The organism is Streptomyces sp. NPDC048290 (assembly GCF_040652095.1).
Lineage (GTDB): Bacteria > Actinomycetota > Actinomycetes > Streptomycetales > Streptomycetaceae > Streptomyces.
The window spans coordinates 56,683-72,360 of sequence record NZ_JBEZLM010000032.1 but is presented as its reverse complement, the minus strand read 5'-3'; the positions used below and the strand labels follow the sequence as shown (position 1 = coordinate 72,360).

At 72.6% G+C, this 15,678-nt stretch carries 16 protein-coding genes; 9 read left to right on the top strand and 7 right to left on the bottom strand.

Going from position 1 to position 15,678, the window contains the following annotated elements:
* Window positions 1-77: 77 nt before the first annotated feature.
* Together AB0D49_RS37060 and AB0D49_RS37055 are read right to left on the bottom strand one after the other, a co-directional pair.
* Window positions 78-311, bottom strand: a complete 234-nt coding sequence (locus tag AB0D49_RS37060) for a ferredoxin (protein ID WP_362766989.1) — start codon at window positions 309-311, stop codon at window positions 78-80.
* A 3-nt stretch (window positions 312-314) separates the two neighbouring features.
* Entirely contained in the window at window positions 315-1,778 is a 1,464-nt protein-coding gene (locus AB0D49_RS37055; RefSeq protein WP_362766987.1) for an aldehyde dehydrogenase, read from the bottom strand.
* Between the two features lie 255 nt (window positions 1,779-2,033).
* Between AB0D49_RS37055 and AB0D49_RS37050 the strand changes: the two genes are divergently transcribed.
* From AB0D49_RS37050 to AB0D49_RS37020, 7 genes are all read left to right on the top strand, one after another.
* Window positions 2,034-3,053 (top strand): MBL fold metallo-hydrolase, encoded by a 1,020-nt coding sequence (locus AB0D49_RS37050; RefSeq protein ID WP_362766986.1) that lies wholly within the window; start codon window positions 2,034-2,036, stop codon window positions 3,051-3,053.
* A 183-nt stretch (window positions 3,054-3,236) separates the two neighbouring features.
* Entirely contained in the window at window positions 3,237-4,481 is a 1,245-nt protein-coding gene (locus AB0D49_RS37045; RefSeq protein ID WP_362766984.1) for a prenyltransferase/squalene oxidase repeat-containing protein, read from the top strand.
* Window positions 4,478-5,134, top strand: coding sequence for an SCO2322 family protein (locus AB0D49_RS37040; protein WP_362766981.1), 657 nt, complete (start codon window positions 4,478-4,480; stop codon window positions 5,132-5,134). The genes AB0D49_RS37045 and AB0D49_RS37040 overlap by 4 nt, the downstream gene beginning before the upstream one ends.
* A gap of 139 nt (window positions 5,135-5,273) precedes the next feature.
* Window positions 5,274-6,380, top strand: a complete 1,107-nt coding sequence (locus AB0D49_RS37035) for an energy-coupling factor transporter transmembrane component T (protein ID WP_362767026.1) — start codon at window positions 5,274-5,276, stop codon at window positions 6,378-6,380.
* Window positions 6,377-7,993, top strand: a complete 1,617-nt coding sequence (locus AB0D49_RS37030; RefSeq protein WP_362766978.1) for an ATP-binding cassette domain-containing protein — start codon at window positions 6,377-6,379, stop codon at window positions 7,991-7,993. Before AB0D49_RS37035 ends, AB0D49_RS37030 begins: the two co-directional genes overlap by 4 nt.
* Window positions 7,994-8,007: 14 nt before the next feature.
* Window positions 8,008-8,853 (top strand): ECF transporter S component, encoded by an 846-nt coding sequence (locus tag AB0D49_RS37025; protein WP_362766975.1) that lies wholly within the window; start codon window positions 8,008-8,010, stop codon window positions 8,851-8,853.
* A gap of 614 nt (window positions 8,854-9,467) precedes the next feature.
* Window positions 9,468-9,884 (top strand): transglycosylase SLT domain-containing protein, encoded by a 417-nt coding sequence (locus AB0D49_RS37020; RefSeq protein WP_362766972.1) that lies wholly within the window; start codon window positions 9,468-9,470, stop codon window positions 9,882-9,884.
* Between the two features lie 99 nt (window positions 9,885-9,983).
* Here AB0D49_RS37020 and AB0D49_RS37015 read toward each other — a convergent pair whose 3' ends face one another.
* The gene (locus AB0D49_RS37015; RefSeq protein ID WP_362766969.1) at window positions 9,984-10,589 is read right to left on the bottom strand and encodes a DUF6518 family protein; all 606 of its coding nucleotides are present in this window, start codon (window positions 10,587-10,589) and stop codon (window positions 9,984-9,986) included.
* A gap of 169 nt (window positions 10,590-10,758) precedes the next feature.
* Between AB0D49_RS37015 and AB0D49_RS37010 the strand changes: the two genes are divergently transcribed.
* Window positions 10,759-11,466: a YoaK family protein gene (locus AB0D49_RS37010; protein ID WP_362766966.1), complete on the top strand. Its 708-nt coding sequence runs from the start codon at window positions 10,759-10,761 to the stop codon at window positions 11,464-11,466.
* Between the two features lie 78 nt (window positions 11,467-11,544).
* Here the strand turns inward: AB0D49_RS37010 and AB0D49_RS37005 are convergent, their stop codons facing one another.
* Window positions 11,545-12,792, bottom strand: coding sequence for a cytochrome P450 (locus tag AB0D49_RS37005; protein ID WP_362766963.1), 1,248 nt, complete (start codon window positions 12,790-12,792; stop codon window positions 11,545-11,547).
* Window positions 12,793-13,061: 269 nt separating this feature from the next.
* Between AB0D49_RS37005 and AB0D49_RS37000 the strand changes: the two genes are divergently transcribed.
* Entirely contained in the window at window positions 13,062-14,231 is a 1,170-nt protein-coding gene (locus AB0D49_RS37000; RefSeq protein ID WP_362766960.1) for a steroid 3-ketoacyl-CoA thiolase, read from the top strand.
* Here the strand turns inward: AB0D49_RS37000 and AB0D49_RS36995 are convergent.
* Genes AB0D49_RS36995 through AB0D49_RS36985 form a run of 3 tightly spaced genes read right to left on the bottom strand, consistent with a single transcriptional unit; the run spans window position 14,215 to window position 15,656 of the window.
* Complete coding sequence (locus AB0D49_RS36995) at window positions 14,215-14,556, bottom strand: DUF397 domain-containing protein (RefSeq protein ID WP_362766957.1); 342 nt, start codon at window positions 14,554-14,556, stop codon at window positions 14,215-14,217. The genes AB0D49_RS37000 and AB0D49_RS36995 overlap by 17 nt on opposite strands.
* Window positions 14,557-14,578: 22 nt before the next feature.
* A complete protein-coding gene (locus tag AB0D49_RS36990; RefSeq protein ID WP_362766954.1) occupies window positions 14,579-14,848 on the bottom strand; it encodes a DUF397 domain-containing protein in 270 nt (89 codons plus the stop codon).
* Window positions 14,826-15,656, bottom strand: coding sequence for a helix-turn-helix transcriptional regulator (locus AB0D49_RS36985; RefSeq protein ID WP_362766951.1), 831 nt, complete (start codon window positions 15,654-15,656; stop codon window positions 14,826-14,828). Before AB0D49_RS36985 ends, AB0D49_RS36990 begins: the two co-directional genes overlap by 23 nt.
* Window positions 15,657-15,678 lie beyond the last annotated feature (22 nt).

Below are 15,678 nucleotides of genomic sequence, written 5' to 3'. Positions count from 1 at the left end.
ACCCCACCCCACCCGATCTCTTCACACAGTGCGGCGGAGTCTCGCACACAGGTTCCACATCCTGATCCCAACCCCCCTCATTCCTCCGGCGGAAACACCACCTCCCCGCTCCCCGCCAGCGCCAGCGTGATCGCCTCCGCGGGGCAGAGTTCCGCCGCCGTCAGGACGCGTTCGTGGGCGTCGGTCTCCGGGTCGACCGGGTGGGACTGGCGGGCGGTGTCCAGCCGGAAGGCGTCCGGGGCGTGGTGGACACAGTTCGCGGAGCCGATGCACAGCGCGCGGTCGACCTCGATCTGCCAGCGGTCGCCCATGGGCTAGCCCTCCCACCCGGCCGGGAGGTGGATCATCTTGTGCTCCAGGTACTCGCCGTACCCCTCGGGCCCGAACTCCCGTCCCAGACCGGAGTTCTTGTAGCCGCCGAACGGGCCCAGCATGTCCAGGCTGAAGGTGTTGACGGAGTAGGTGCCGGTGCGGACCTGGCGGGCGACGCCGAGTCCGCGCTCCACGTCGGCCGTCCACACACTGCCGCTGAGCCCGTACTCGGAGTCGTTCGCGATCTTCACGGCCTCGCTCTCGTCGCCGTACGGGAGCAGGCAGATCACCGGGCCGAAGATCTCCTCGCGGGCGATCCGCATACTGTTGTCGACGTCGCCGAAGAGGGTCGGCTCGACGTACCAGCCGCGGTCCAGGTCCGCCGGGGTGGAGCCGCCGGTGAGGATCTTCGCGCCCTCCTCCTGGCCGATCCGGATGTAGTCCAGGCTGCGCTGCTGCTGGCGCCGGGCGACCAGCGGCCCGACCTGGGTCGCCGGGTCCAGCGGGTCGCCGACCACCAGCGCCCCGGCCGCCGCGGTGAACGCCTCGGCGAACTCGTCGTAGCGCGAGCGCGGCAGCAGGATGCGGGTCTGGGCCACGCACGCCTGGCCGTTGTTCATCCAGGCGGCCGGGACCACCCCGGCGACCGTGGACTCCACGTCCGCGTCCGGCAGCACCACCGCCGCCGACTTGCCGCCCAGTTCCAGGGTGACCCGGGTGAGGTTGCGGGCGGCGACCTGCATGACCCGCCGCCCGGCGGCGACCGACCCGGTGAAGGACACCTTGTCGACGCCGGGGTGCCCGACCAGGTACTCGCTGGTGTCGCGGTCGGCCGGGAGGATGGACAGCACGCCCTCGGGCAGTCCCGCGTCCCGGGCGATCTCGCCCAGCAGATACGCGTCGAGCGGGGACTCCGGGGACGGCTTGAGCACCACCGCGCACCCGGCGAGCAGCGCGGGCGCGAGCTTGGCGGCGGCGACGAACTGCGGGACGTTCCAGGGCACCACGGCCGCGACCACGCCGACCGGTTCCCGCCGCACCAGGATGCGGCCGAGCACCCCGGCGCGGGCCTCCTCGTGGGGGAAGCCGCGGGCGACGGTGATCGCCGTGTCCCAGACCATCATCGCGCCGAGCGCCTGCGCGAGGACGCTCCAGGAGTACGGGGAGCCGTTCTCGGACGAGATCACCCGGGCGATCTCGTCATGGCGGGCGGCGATGCCGTCCTTGATCCGGCCGACGACCTCGATCCGCTCGTCCAGGGTCAGCCGGGGCCAGGGGCCCTCGTCGAAGGCGCGCCGGGCCGCCGCGACCGCCCGGTCCACGTCCGCCGCCGAGGCGTGCGGCACCCGCCCGATGACCTGCTCGGTGTGCGGGGAGACCACCTCGATGACGTCCTCGCCGTGCGGATCGGTCAACTCCCCGCCGATGTACAGCTGTCGGTACTCCACTGGCCCGGTCCCGGTCATGCCGACCGCCTCCCCGGGGCCGTCCGCCGACCCCACCTGAGAACCTGAGAACCTGAACATCAGAACCTGACGCTCTGTCAGATCACTGACTACGAAGACTGATACCAGCAAGCCCGGCAGGAGTCCACGGGCAGGGACGCGGTGGAGCGACCCGGCCCGGTCGCCCGCCGCCCGGCGGACCACATGATGGATGACCGGGGCTCCCATAGGAACCCGTTCTAGTTATAGTGGCCGGAACGCGGCGATGGGGGAGTCATGGCGCAGACGCACGATCACGGCGGCGGCGTCCGCTCCCTCCAGGTCCCCATCCCGGACAACCCCCTCGGCCACACCCTCGTCTACGTGGTGGACACCGACCGCGGCCCGGTGCTGATCGACACCGGCTGGGACGACCCGGCGTCCTGGGACACCCTCACCGACGGGCTGATCGCCTGCGGCACCGCCGTGTCCGAGATCCACGGGATCGTCGTCACCCACCACCACCCCGACCACCACGGACTGTCCGGCCGGGTGCGCGAGGCGTCCGGCGCCTGGATCGCGCTGCACGAGGCGGACACGGCCGTGGTCCGCCGCACCCGCACCGCCCGCCCCGAGCAGTGGTTCACGTACATGGCGGCCAAGCTCGCCGCGGCCGGTGCCCCCGAGGAGCACATCGCCCCGCTGCGCACCCCGTACACCCGCCGCCCCTACTCCCCCGCGCTCCCGGACCGGCCGATCGTGCCCGGTGAACTCCTCGATCTGCCGGGGCGGCGGCTGCGCGCGGTCTGGACGCCCGGCCACACCCCCGGCCATGTCTGTCTGCATCTGGAGGAGGAGCACCCCGCCCGGCTCCCCGGCCACGGCCGGCTCTTCTCCGGCGACCATCTGCTGCCCGGGATCACCCCGCACATCGGGCTGTACGAGGACCCTGCCGACCCCACGCCCACCGACCCGCTCGGCGACTACCTGGCCTCCCTGGAACGGGTCGCCGCCCTCGCGCCCGCCGAGATCCTCCCGGCCCACCAGCACGCCTTCACCGACCCCGGCGACCGGGTCCGCGCACTGCTCGACCACCACGAGACACGGCTGCGCGAGCTGCTCGCCCTGCTCGCCGAGCCGCTCACCGCCTGGCAGCTGGCCACCCGGATGACCTGGAACCGGCCCTGGGACCGCATCCCCTACGCCTCCCGCACCATCGCCGTCTCCGAGGCGGAGGCCCATCTGCGGCGGCTGGTGAAGCAGGGCCGCGCGGAGCCGGTGACGGGCAGCGACCCGGTGACGTATGTCGCGGTGTGAGGCGGGATGGGCCGTTCGGGGCGCCCGGTAGAGTGAGCGGGTCGTCAACACATCCGCACCACATCCGTACGCGAGGAAGCCGGTCGGCATCCACCGCCGACCCGCGACCGTACGAGCCCCCCGCCGGGCTCCCCGCCGGACCGCCTCCTACGGACTCCCCGCAGGAAAGGGCATCCGCCGATCATGTTCGTCCGCCGCAGTGCCGCGGTCGTCGCCGCCGCCGTCGGGATCGGCGCCGTCGCCGCCCCGCTCGCCCAGGCCGCCGATCCGACGCCGTCCCCCTCCGTGACCGTCCCGGAGGGGCTGTACGGCACGGCCGACCCGACCTACGACGGGGTCTGGCGGCAGTCGCTCGCCCTGCTCGCCCAGCGGTCGGTGGGTGTGACCCCGGCCGGACAGGCCCAGGACTGGCTGGCCCGGCAGCAGTGCGAGAACGGCGGCTTCGCCGCCTTCCGCCCCGACCCCCGGGTGAACTGCGACCCCAAGACCGCGCTCGACTCCAACAGCACGGCCGCCGCCGTCCAGGCCCTCGCCGCGCTCGACGGGTACGAGGCCGCCACCGGCAAGGCCGTCGGCTGGCTGAAGTCCGTGCAGAACCCGGACGGCGGCTGGGGCTACACCCCCGGCGGGCCCAGCGACACCAACTCCACGGGACTGGTGATCGGCGCGCTGGCCGCCACCGGGCAGCAGCCCGCCGAGGTCCGCAAGAACGGCGAGTCCCCCTACGACGCCCTCCTCGCCCTGAGCGTCCCCTGCACCGCGGACGGCGGCGGCGCCTTCGCCTACCAGCCCGAGAAGAACGGCGACCTGGTCGCCAACGCCGACGCCACCGCGGCCGGGGTGCTGGGCGCGCTCGGCGCCGGACTCAACGCGAACACCGGCACCCCGGGCGGCCCGGCCGCGGCCGAGTGCGCCGACGCCACCAGCCCCGCGCAGGCCGCCGCCAACGGCACCGCCTGGCTGACCGCCGCCCTCGCCGGGAACGACGACCACCTCGTCTCCAGCCTGCCGGGCGCCGAGGACCAGCCGGACTACGGCAACACCGCCGACGCCGTGGTCGCGCTCGCCGCGCGGGGCGAGCAGAAGCAGGCCCGCGCCTCCATGGGCTGGCTGGAGGCCAACGCCGCCGACTGGGCGAAGCAGTCCGGCCCCGCCGCCTACGCCCAGCTCGTGCTGGCCGCGCACGCGGCGGGCGACGACCCCCGGGAGTTCGGCGCCACGAACCTGATCAACCAGCTCAACGCCACCGGCCCGGTGCCGGAGTCCATCGAGGACCTCGTCGACAAGCGGCTGGTGGAGAAGGACACCACGGCCGCGAAGGACGAGGACTCCCCGTTCGGCGTGTGGTGGTACGTCGGGGTCTTCGGTGTCGTCGGCGTCGGCATCGGCTTCCTGGTCAGCGGCCGTCGCCGGGGCGGCGGGCAGTGACGCTCCGCGGGCTGCCCGTCCTGCTCCTCGCGGCCGTGGTGCTGGCCCTCACCGGCCTGGCGGGCCCGGCCCACGCCACCGGCTACCGCTACTGGTCCTTCTGGGAGCGCGCGGGCGGACAGTGGAGCTACGCCGACCGGGGTCCGTCGCTGGCCCGCCCCGCCGACGGTGCCGTCCAGGGCTTCCGGTTCGCGGTGAGCGAGAACTCCCAGGACGCCGCCAAGCCGCGCGGCGATGCCTCCTTCGCGGGCATCTGCGCCGGGACCGAGCCGCGTCCGGACACCAAGCGGGTCGCCCTCGTCCTCGACTTCGGCACCCGCCCGGACGCCCCCTCCGGCGAGACCCCGCCCGCACCTCGGACGGCCTGCGCCCAGGTCGCCCCGGACGCCACCACGGCCGAGGCGCTCGCCGCCGTCGCCAAGCCACTGCGCTACGACTCCAACGCGCTGCTGTGCGCGATCGCCGGGTACCCGGCGAAGGGCTGCGGCGAACAGGTCGCGGCGGGCGCGGCCGACCAGGCCCCCCACGGCCCGAACGCCTCCGACGCCTCCGGCGACAGCGGCCCGGCGCTGGGCGTCTGGGCGGGCGCGGCGGCGGTCCTCGCCCTGGGCGGCGCGGCGGTGTGGCAGACCCGGCGCCGACGACGTGCGTGAGCGGAGCGACGGTCCCGGGGCGGACGACGTGCGTGACCAGGACGGCCGTACCGGCGCGGACGACGTACGTCACCAGGACCGCCGTACCGGCGCTGACGACGTGCGCCGCAGAGACCGCCGCCCCCGCGCAGGGGCGACCGTGCGACCCGCGACGGTGGCGCCGCACGCCTCCGTCCATCCCGGCGCCTGGTGGCTGTGGTCGCTGGCGCTGGGCGTCGCCGCCACCCGTACCACCAATCCGCTGCTGCTGGCCCTGCTGATCGCGGTCTCCGCGTATGTCGTGGCGGTCCGTCGCCCGGACGCCCCCTGGGCCCGCTCCTACGGCGCCTTCCTGAAGCTGGCGCTGGTCGTCGTCGCCGTACGGCTCCTCTTCGCGGTGCTGCTCGGCAGTCCGCTGCCCGGTACGCAGGTGCTGCTCACGCTGCCCGAGGTGCCGCTGCCCGACTGGGCGCAGGGCATCCGGCTCGGCGGCGAGGTGACCCTGGAGTCGCTGCTCGCCGCGTTCTACGACGGACTGCGGCTGGCGGCCATGCTGATCTGCGTCGGCGCGGCGAACGCGCTGGCGAACCCGTCCCGGCTCCTGAAGTCCCTGCCGGGCGCGCTGTACGAGATGGGCGTGGCGGTCGTCGTCGCCCTCACCTTCGCCCCGCATCTGATCGCCGACGTCCGGCGGCTGCGCGCGGCGCGCCGGCTGCGGGGCCGACCGGACCGGGGCGTCCGGGGTCTCGCCCAGGTCGGGCTGCCGGTGCTGGAGGGCGCCCTGGAGCGGTCGGTGGCGCTGGCCGCCGCGATGGACGCACGGGGCTACGGCCGCACCGCCGAGGTCGCGCCCGCCGTGCGCCGGACCACCGCCGCGCTCACCCTCGCCGGGCTCCTCGGAGTCTGCGCCGGGACGTACGGGCTGCTCACCGCGGCGGGCGGCACCTACGGGCTGCCGGTGCTGCTGCTGGGGCTGGCCGCCGCGGTGGCCGGGCTGTGGCTCGGCGGGAAGCGCTCGCCCCGCACCCGCTACCGCCCCGACCGCTGGGACCGGCGCGCCTGGCTGGTGACCGCGTCGGGGGCGGCGGTCGCCGCCGCGCTGGTGGCCGCGGGCGCGCTGGACCCGGCGGCGCTGAGCCCCTCGGTCATCCCGCCGGTCGCGCCCGAGCTGCCGGTGTGGCCGGCCGCGGCGATCCTGCTGGGGCTGGTACCGGCGTTCGCGACCCCGCCGCCGAGCCCGCCCGTTTCCTCGAAGGAGCCGTCATGATCCGCTTCGACGATGTCTCCGTGGTGTACGCGGGGGCGTCCGGACCGGCCGTCCAGGGCATCGACTTCACGGTGCCGGAGGGCGAACTCGTGCTGCTCGCGGGCCCGTCCGGGGTCGGCAAGTCGACGGTGCTGGGCGCGGTCGGCGGTCTCGTCCCGCACTTCACCGGCGGGACCCTGCGCGGCCGGGTCACGGTGGCGGGCCGGGACACCCGCACCCACAAGCCGCGCGAACTGGCGGACGTGGTCGGCACGGTGGGCCAGGACCCGCTGGCGCACTTCGTCACCGACACCGTCGAGGACGAGCTGGCGTACGGCATGGAGTCGCTCGGGGTCGCCCCGGACGTGATGCGCCGCCGGGTCGAGGAGACCCTCGATCTGCTGGGCCTGACCGAGCTGCGGCACCGCGCCCTCGCCACGCTCTCCGGTGGACAGCGGCAGCGGGTCGCCATCGGGTCCGTGCTCACCCCGCACCCCCGGGTGCTGGTGCTGGACGAGCCGACGTCCGCGCTGGACCCGGCGGCGGCCGAGGAGGTCCTCGCCGTCCTCCAGCGTCTGGTGCACGACCTGGGGACGACCGTGCTGCTGGCAGAACACCGGCTGGAACGGGTGGTGCAGTACGCCGACCAGGTCGTACTGCTCCCGGCGCCGGGCGCGGCGCCGGTGCGGGGCACCCCGGCCGAGGTGATGGCCGTGTCGCCGGTGTTCCCGCCGGTGGTGGAGCTGGGGCGGCTGGCGGGCTGGTCGCCGCTGCCGCTGACGATCCGCGACGCGCGGCGCCGGGCGGGGACGGACGGGGGGCTGCGGGAACGGCTGGCGGACCGGGCGCCGAGGCCGGTGAAGGACTCGCCCGGCGACTCCGGTGTGCTCGCCGAGGTCCGTGCCCTCTCCGTCCGGCGGGACCGCGTCCCCGCCCTGCGCGCGGTCGATCTGACCGTGCGGCCCGGCGAGACGGTCGCGCTGATGGGCCGCAACGGCGCCGGGAAGTCGACGCTGCTGTCCGCGCTGGTCGGGCTGGTGCCGCCCGCGTCGGGCGCGGTGCTGGTCGGGGGCGTGGTCCCGGCGAAGACACCGCCGCGCGAACTGGTCCGCCGGGTCGGTCTGGTCCCGCAGGAGCCGCGGGACCTGCTGTACGCGGACACGGTCGCCGGGGAGTGCGTGGCGGCGGACCGGGACGCCGGGGCGGCGGCGGGCACCTGCCGGGCGCTGGTGACGGAGCTGCTCCCGGGCGTCGGGGACGGCGTCCATCCGCGTGATCTCTCCGAGGGCCAGCGGCTCGCGCTCGCGCTGGCCGTCGTGCTGACCGCCCGGCCGCCGCTGCTCCTGCTGGACGAGCCGACGCGCGGACTGGACTACGCGGCGAAGGCCCGGCTGGTGGCGCGGTTGCGGGCGCTGGCGGCCGGGGGGCACGCGATCGTGCTGGCCACGCATGATGTGGAGCTGGCGGCGGAGCTGGCGCACCGGGTGGTGCTGCTGGCGGACGGCGAGGTGATCGCCGACGGTCCGACCGCCGAGGTGGTGGTGTCGTCGCCGTCGTTCGCGCCGCAGGTGGCGAAGGTGCTGGCGCCGGGGCGCTGGCTGACCGTGACGCAGGTACGGGAGGCCCTCGCGTGAGCGGCGGTGCGCCGATGGCGCAGACACAGGTGCAGGCACAGGTACAGGCACAGGCGCGGGCCGTCCGGCTGGGCCCCCGCTCGGTGCTGGCGCTGCTGCTGGTGAGCGCGGTCGGGGTGGCGGCGCTGGGCTGGCCGTTCCTGGCGCCGCCGGAGTCGAGCGTGGCCGCGCACGCGCAGGACGCGCCCTGGCTGTTCGCGGGGCTGCTGGTGCTGCTGGTGGCGGTGGTCGGGGCGACGATCTCGGAGTCCGGGCTCGGTCCCAAGGCGGTGGCGATGGTCGGGGTGCTGGCGGCGGCGGGCGCGGCGCTGCGGCCGATCGGTGCCGGGACGGCCGGGATCGAGCCGATGTTCTTCCTGATGGTGCTGAGCGGGCGGGTGCTGGGGCCGGGGTTCGGCTTCGTGCTGGGCTCGCTGACCATGTTCGCGTCGGCGCTGCTGACCGGCGGGGTGGGGCCGTGGCTGCCGTTCCAGATGCTGTCGATGGGCTGGTTCGCGATGGGCGCGGGCCTGCTGCCGGGCCCGGACCGGCTCCGGGGCCGGGGCGAACTGCTGCTGCTGGCCGGTTACGGCTTCGTGGGGGCGTTCGCGTACGGGACGGCCATGAATCTGGCGGGCTGGCCGTTCATGGGCGAGAACAGCACGTCGATCGCGTTCGACGCGGACGCGCCGGTGGCGGTGAATCTGGCCCGTTTCACGGCGTACTGCCTGGCCACCTCGCTGGGCTGGGATCTGGGGCGGGCGCTGGTGACGGTGGTGCTGACGTGTCTGCTGGGCCCGGCGGTGCTGCGGGCGCTACGGCGGGCGACACGGAGGGCGGCGTTCGAGGCGCCAGTCGCCTTCGAGGCGGCCTCGCGGTGAGGCCGGTCGCTTTCGAGACGCCCGCGCGGTGAGGCGCCGGTCACCTCGGACGCACCTCGCTGGGCTGGGATCTGGGGCGGGCGCTGGTGACGGTGGTGCTGACGTGTCTGCTGGGCCCGGCGGTGCTGCGGGCGCTACGGCGGGCGACACGGAGGGCGGCGTTCGAGGCGCCAGTCGCCTTCGAGGCGGCCTCGCGGTGAGGCCGGTCGCTTTCGAGACGCCCGCGCGGTGAGGCGCCGGTCACCTCGGACGCACCCGCACGGTGAGCCGCCGTGCGCCACGGGTGACGGGGACGGGTGCCCGGCGGTGAAGCACCCCACGTGACCGGGGTCACCCACGATCCCGCTTCGTAGCCCCGAAGGCTGTCATGCACGCGCCTTTACCCCCTCCGACCTGCGGTTTGAGACCCAGGTCACACCACACCAGGTACCCCCTTATGCGACCACAACTAGTAAAAGGGGTCATTGCGGTCGTATCGCAAGCCTGCTTCTGTGGACGACGTCGCAAGGCGCCGATGTGCCCCCAGGGGCCCGGCGCCGAGCCATGCCCCCGCCGCGCACCACGCGGTCGGCAGGGCGGGCCGCGACCCACCGTCCCCGAAGAAAAGGTTCACTGTGTCCGTCTCGCTCATCCGCCGTATCGCGTCCCCCAAGAAGGCCGTCACCGCCGCCGCCCTGGCCGCCACCGCCGCGGGTCTGGCGTTCACCGCCGCCCCCGCCCAGGCCGCGCCCATGGCGTCGCCCGCCTCGGCCCAGGCGATCGCGCAGCAGATGATCCCGAACTCCGAGCACTACACCGCCTTCTCCAACATCGTCCAGCGCGAGAGCGGCTGGAACGTGACCGCGACCAACGCCTCCTCCGGCGCCTACGGCCTGGTCCAGGCCCTCCCGGCGTCCAAGATGGCCTCGGCCGGTTCCGACTGGAAGACCAACCCCGCCACCCAGATCGAGTGGGGCATCGACTACATGAACTCGCGCTACGGCAGCCCCGTCGGCGCGTGGAACTTCTGGCAGGCGAACGGCTGGTACTGAGCCGTCCCCCTCAGCCCACCTGGCTGACCGCGTACGAAGGCGGCGGCCCCGGACGATCTCCGGGACCGCCGCCTTCGGCGTACCCGGGGTCCGTCCGCCTCAGGCGGTGACGGCCAGCAGCGGGAGCTGGACCAGCAGATACGCGGCGGGCGCGAGCGCTACGGCGGTCAGCAGGGCACGCACCCGCTCCTCGCCCCGGCGCGCCAGACCAAGCGTCACTCCGGCGAGCACGGCGAGACAGCCCCACGCCTGGGCGGCGTAGCCCAGTTCCCAGGCGAAGTACATGGCCTCCATGCCGAAGACGCCGCCGAGCGCGCCGAGCCCCAGGGTCCGCCGCCGTACGCTCTCCCCGGTCCGCCACCAGTGCCCGGCCACCCCGAACAGCGGCCCGCCGATCACCGCCATCACCGCCCACAGCAGGGGGTAGGCGAGCGCGCCGACGCCGTCGCGGCCGAGCGCGGCATACCCGTAGTACCCGGCGACCAGCCCGAGCGCGGCGACACCTCCGGCGACGGCGGCGGCCCGGACGGTCACCCGGGGCGCGAGCGCGGCGGCGACCCCGAAGGCGGGGAGGCACCAGACGGCGCCGGAGTTGGCGACCTGGTTCCAGGCGCCCGGCAGCCATCCCTGGGCCAGATTGGTCAGCACGCCGAGGAGCAGCCCCACAAGGAGCGCGACCCCGGTCCGCACGGCGGCGGCACGCATCCGGCTCCCCCTTCTCCCCGGTCTTCTCCGGCCCACGACCCGACAGACGCCGACTATACACAGAAGCTATACACAGGAGTTATACACGCCGAACATAGCTCAGCCGTACCCGGCACCGCGGGCTCCGCCGTACCCGGCGCCGAAGGCCCTCCCATGCTCCACTGATCCCATGCCCGAGGAGATCGAGAAGCCCGCCGTCTCCCGACGCGACCGGCGAGAGGCGCACCGCCTCCGGCTGACCTACGTCCTGCTCCTCCTGACCGTGAGCAGCGGCATGGTAGACGCGATCAGCTACCTAGCCCTCGAACATGTCTTCACCGCCAATATGACCGGCAATGTGGTGGTGCTCGGCTTCGCGACCGCGGGCGCCGACGGCTTCTCGGTGACGCACACCCTGACCTCGATCGTCCTGTTCCTGGTGGGCGCGGTAGGCGGCGGCCGGCTGGCGGGCAGGCTGGCCCGGCACGCGCGGGGCACCTGGGCCAGGATCGCGCTGGCCATCGAGGCGGCGCTGCTGCTGGCGTCGGCGGTGGTGGCGTTCACCGTGCCGCCCGGCAACCCGGCGTTCCCGTTCGTCCTGCTGGCGGTCACCGCGCTGGCGATGGGCCTGCGCAACGCGACGGTCCGCAAGCTGGGGGTGCCCGGGATCAGTACGACGACGGTGGTGACGACGACCCTGACGGCCCTGGTCTCGGAGTCACCGCTCGGCGGCGGCACCGGCGATCACGGGGCGCTGCGCGCGGCGGCGGTGGTCGCCCTGTTCTGCGGCGCGCTGCTGGGCGCGTGGCTGGTCCTGAACCATGGTCTGGGGGTCCCGCTGCTGGTGGTGGCGGTACTGGCGGCGCTGCTGGCGGCCCTGTCCTCGGGCCGCGACTGAGAACACCTCCGGACGGGCGGGAACGGGCCGACGGCGCCGGGAGGCCGTCGGCCCGAGCAACGGACGGGACGAGCGCCGTCAGACGGCGCTGACCCGCAGCTCCTTCACCCCGTTGATCCAGGCGGACCGCAGCCGCCGGGGATCGCCGACCATCCGGAGCCCCGGCATGGCGTCGGCGACGGCGTTGAAGATGAGGTCGATCTCCAGCACGGCGAGCGACTTGCCCAGACAGTAATGGGGCCCGCCGCCCCCGAACCCGAGATGGGGATTAGGATCACGGGTGATGTCGAAGCGCTGGGGCTCGCTGAAGACCTCCGGATCATGGTTGGCGGAGGCGTAGAAGATCCCGACCCGCTGGCCCTTCCTGATCCGCTTGCCGCCCAGTTCGGTGTCCTCGGTGGCGGTGCGCTGGAAGGAGACGACGGGGGTGGCCCAGCGGACGATCTCCTCGGCGGTGGTGGAAGGCCGCTCGCGCTTGAACAGCTCCCACTGCTCGGGGTGGGTGAGGAAGGCGTGCATCCCGTGGGTGATGGCGTTGCGGGTGGTCTCGTTCCCGGCGACGGCGAGCAGGAGCACGAAGAACCCGAACTCGTCGGAGGCGAGATTGCCCTCGTCCTCGGCGGCGACCAAGGTGCTGACGATGTCCTGGGCCGGACACTGCTTGCGATCGGCGGCCATGTTCATGGCGTAGGCGAGGATCTCGGCGGCGGACTCGGTGCCGACCTCCTCGGTGATGGCGTACTCGGGATCGTCGTAGGCGATCATCTTGTTGGACCAGTCGAAGATCTTGGACCGGTCCTCCTGCGGTACGCCGATCAGCTCGGCGATGGCCTGGAGGGGCAGTTCGCAGGCCACTTCGGTGACGAAGTCGAAGGGCCCGGAGCGGGCGAGGGCGCCCCGCACGATGGAGTGGGCGCGGTCGCGGAGCCGCCGCTCCAGCGTGCGGATGGCCCGGGGAGTGAACCCGCGCTGCACGATCTGCCGTACCCGGGTGTGCTCGGGCGGGTCCATGTTGAGCATGATCAGCCGCTGGGCGTCGATCGCGGCCCGCTCGATGCGCTCGTTGAACCGGATGATCGCGGTATTGACGGAGGACGAGAAGATCTCCGGATGCGTGGAAACGTACTTGACGTCGGCGTGCCGGGTGACGGCCCAGTACCCGTCGTCCTGGAACCCGGCCACGTTGCCGGACTGGGCGACCCAGCGCACCGGCTCGGCCTGGCGCAGCACGGCGAACTCGGGCAGGGGCAGGCGCTGGTGCAGCACATCGGGGTCGGTGAAGTCGAACCCTTCGGGCAGCGGATCGGGAAGCGCGGGACATGACATGGCAGCTCAGCTCCAGCCGCTCGCGTTGACGGTCACATCCGATGGCCATATCTGACGGTCCATCAGTCATCGAGTTGCGGTGAACGTAGTAACGAGTTCTACAAGTGGCAAGACCCATGACCCGCCGACTTGAACCCGTGCACGACCCTTGCGGTGATGGACATCACGTCAGCAGACTGCACAGCAGAACTAGAACGCGTACTAGTTCTGCGTGGCGGGCGGGCCGGGACTCCCGCGCCGCGCGGGTACCGGAGGAGAGGACCACCCCCATGGCCGCCGAACCCGTGATAGTCGAAGCCGTACGCACTCCGATCGGCAAGCGCGGCGGAGCGCTCGCCAACCTGCATCCCGCCTACCTCCTGGGCGAGACCTACCGGGAACTCCTGGGCCGCACCGCGATCCCCGCCGACTGCGTGGAGCAGATCATCGGCGGTACGGTCACCCACGCCGGCGAGCAGTCGATGAACCCCGCGCGCACGGCGTGGCTGACGATGGGCCTGCCGTACGAGACGGCGGCGACGACGGTGGACTGCCAGTGCGGTTCGTCGCAGCAGGCGTCGCACATGACGGCGAACCTGATCGCGGCGGGCGTGATCGACGTCGGGATCAGCTGCGGAGTGGAGGCCATGTCAAGGGTCCCGCTCGGCTCAGGCTCGAAACACGGCCCCGGGAAGCCCTTCCCCGACGAATGGAACGTCGACCTCCCCAACCAGTTCGAGGCGGCGGAACGCATAGCCCGCCACCGGAACCTGACCCGAGCGGACGTGGACGCCCTCGGCCTCCTCTCCCAGCGAAGGGCGGCGACGGCCTGGGCGGAGGAACGCTTCAAACGCGAGACCTTCGCCGTCCAGGTGCCGACGACGGAGGAGGAGCAGCACGCGGGCCAGGGCATGTGGCGCCTGGTGGACCGCGACGAGGGCCTACGGGACACGTCCCCGGAGGCCCTCGCGGGCCTGAAGCCGGTGATGCCGAAGGCGGTCCACACGGCGGGCAACTCGTCCCAGATCAGCGATGGCGCGGCGGCGATCATGTGGGCGTCGAAACGGATGGCCCGCGCGCTGAAGCTGAAGCCGAGGGCGAGGATCGTGGCCCAGGCCCTGGTGGGCTCGGACCCCCACTACCACCTGGACGGCCCCATCGACGCGACCCGCGCGGTCCTGGGCAAGTCAGGCATGACCCTGAAGGACATCGACCTGATCGAGATCAACGAGGCGTTCGCGTCAGTGGTGCTGAGCTGGTCACGGGTCTTCGACCAGACGTTGGAGAAGGTGAACGTGAACGGCGGCGCGATAGCGCTGGGCCACCCGGTCGGCGCGACGGGCGCCCGCCTGATCACAACCGCCCTTCACGAACTGGAGCGGACGGACAAGGAATTCGCGCTGGTGACGATGTGCGCGGGGGGTGGGCTGGCGACGGGCACGATCATTCAGCGCTTGTAGCACCGGCCCAGGAGAGGAAACGGGAGAAGGCGGCGGGACCGAGGGTGAGAACCGGTCCCGCCGGGGTCTTGGAGTCGCGGACGGCGATGGCGGGGGTGGGGCAGGGGGTGTCGGCGACTTCTAGGCAGTTGCCGCCCTGGTCACTGCTGTACGACGATTTCCACCAGCCGAGTTGCCCGAGCGGCGCACATTCGACGCACTCGCCACCCTGGTCACCGCTGAACGAGGACTTCCGCCAAGCGAGTTGCCCGAGAGGGGCGCACTCGACGCACGAGCCACCCTGGTCACCGCTGTAGCTGGACTTACGCCAGGTACTGCCTTCCATAGCGGTCCTCCATCACGAGCCCTTATCCGACTGCCGCGCTGGACGCCCAACCCACGAAAGCAGAGAAGACAGCGGGCCGAAAGCCAAGTACCGGCCCGTCAGGCGCCTTGGAGTCGCGAACAGCGATGATTGGGGTGACGCAAGGGGTATCGGCGACCTCTACGCAGTCGCCACCCTGGTCACCGCTGAACGAGGATTTACGCCAGGTGAGTTGCCCGAGCGGCGTGCACTCGACGCACGAGCCGCCCGTGTCTCCGCTGTAGCTGGACTTACGCCAGTTGCTGCTCTCCATAGCGGTCCTCCATCACGGATCGGATCAGCTCCGCCGAGTCCTCGATGGACAGGGCGGCGGCTCGCAGATGATCGTAACGGAGCGATCGGGACTCAACTGCGTCTGGATTGGCCGTTGGATGCCCTGTCTCGTAGTCCTCGCTGTAGACGATGGTCGGGTCGGTGGCAAAGCGGAAGATGTCGAATGAGCCCAGCAGTCCCGCGTGAATACCCGTGTCGAACGGCAGTATCTGGATGTTCACGCGAGGATTCCGCTCGAAGGACAACAGCTTCAGCAGTTGCTCTCGCATGACGTTCGCGCCGCTGACCTTGTGGTACAGCACGGCCTCGCCGAACACGGCCCAAAACACCGGGGGCTGGACCTTCTGGAAGACGCGCTGTCGAGCCAGGCGAGCGGCCGTCCGATTGTTCAGATCGTCGTCCTCCACGGCACCGAGCACCGCCCGAGCGTATGCGTCAGTCTGTAGGAGTCCATGCACCAACTGCGGCTGGAACAAACAGATCTCCCTGGCCCGCGCCTCAAGCTCGGCCACCTCCCGGAACCAGGCCGGAAGCTGACTACGCATCACCAGATCCACGAGCCTCGAAAGTGCCCCGCCCGTCCCCAGCGCCGCATCCACCCGCTCGCTGAACTGCGCGGTCGGCAGCTTCTTCGCCGTCTCGATCTGGCAGATCAGCGACGCGGTGTAATTGACGATGTCACCGAGTTGCTGCTGAGTGAGCCCGGCGGCTTCCCGATACCGGCGTAACTCGTAGCCGTAGTAGTCGAGCGGCGAGGCGCCCGGGTCGAGGATGTTGATGCGCGTCACGTCCAGCTCCTCTCACAGACCC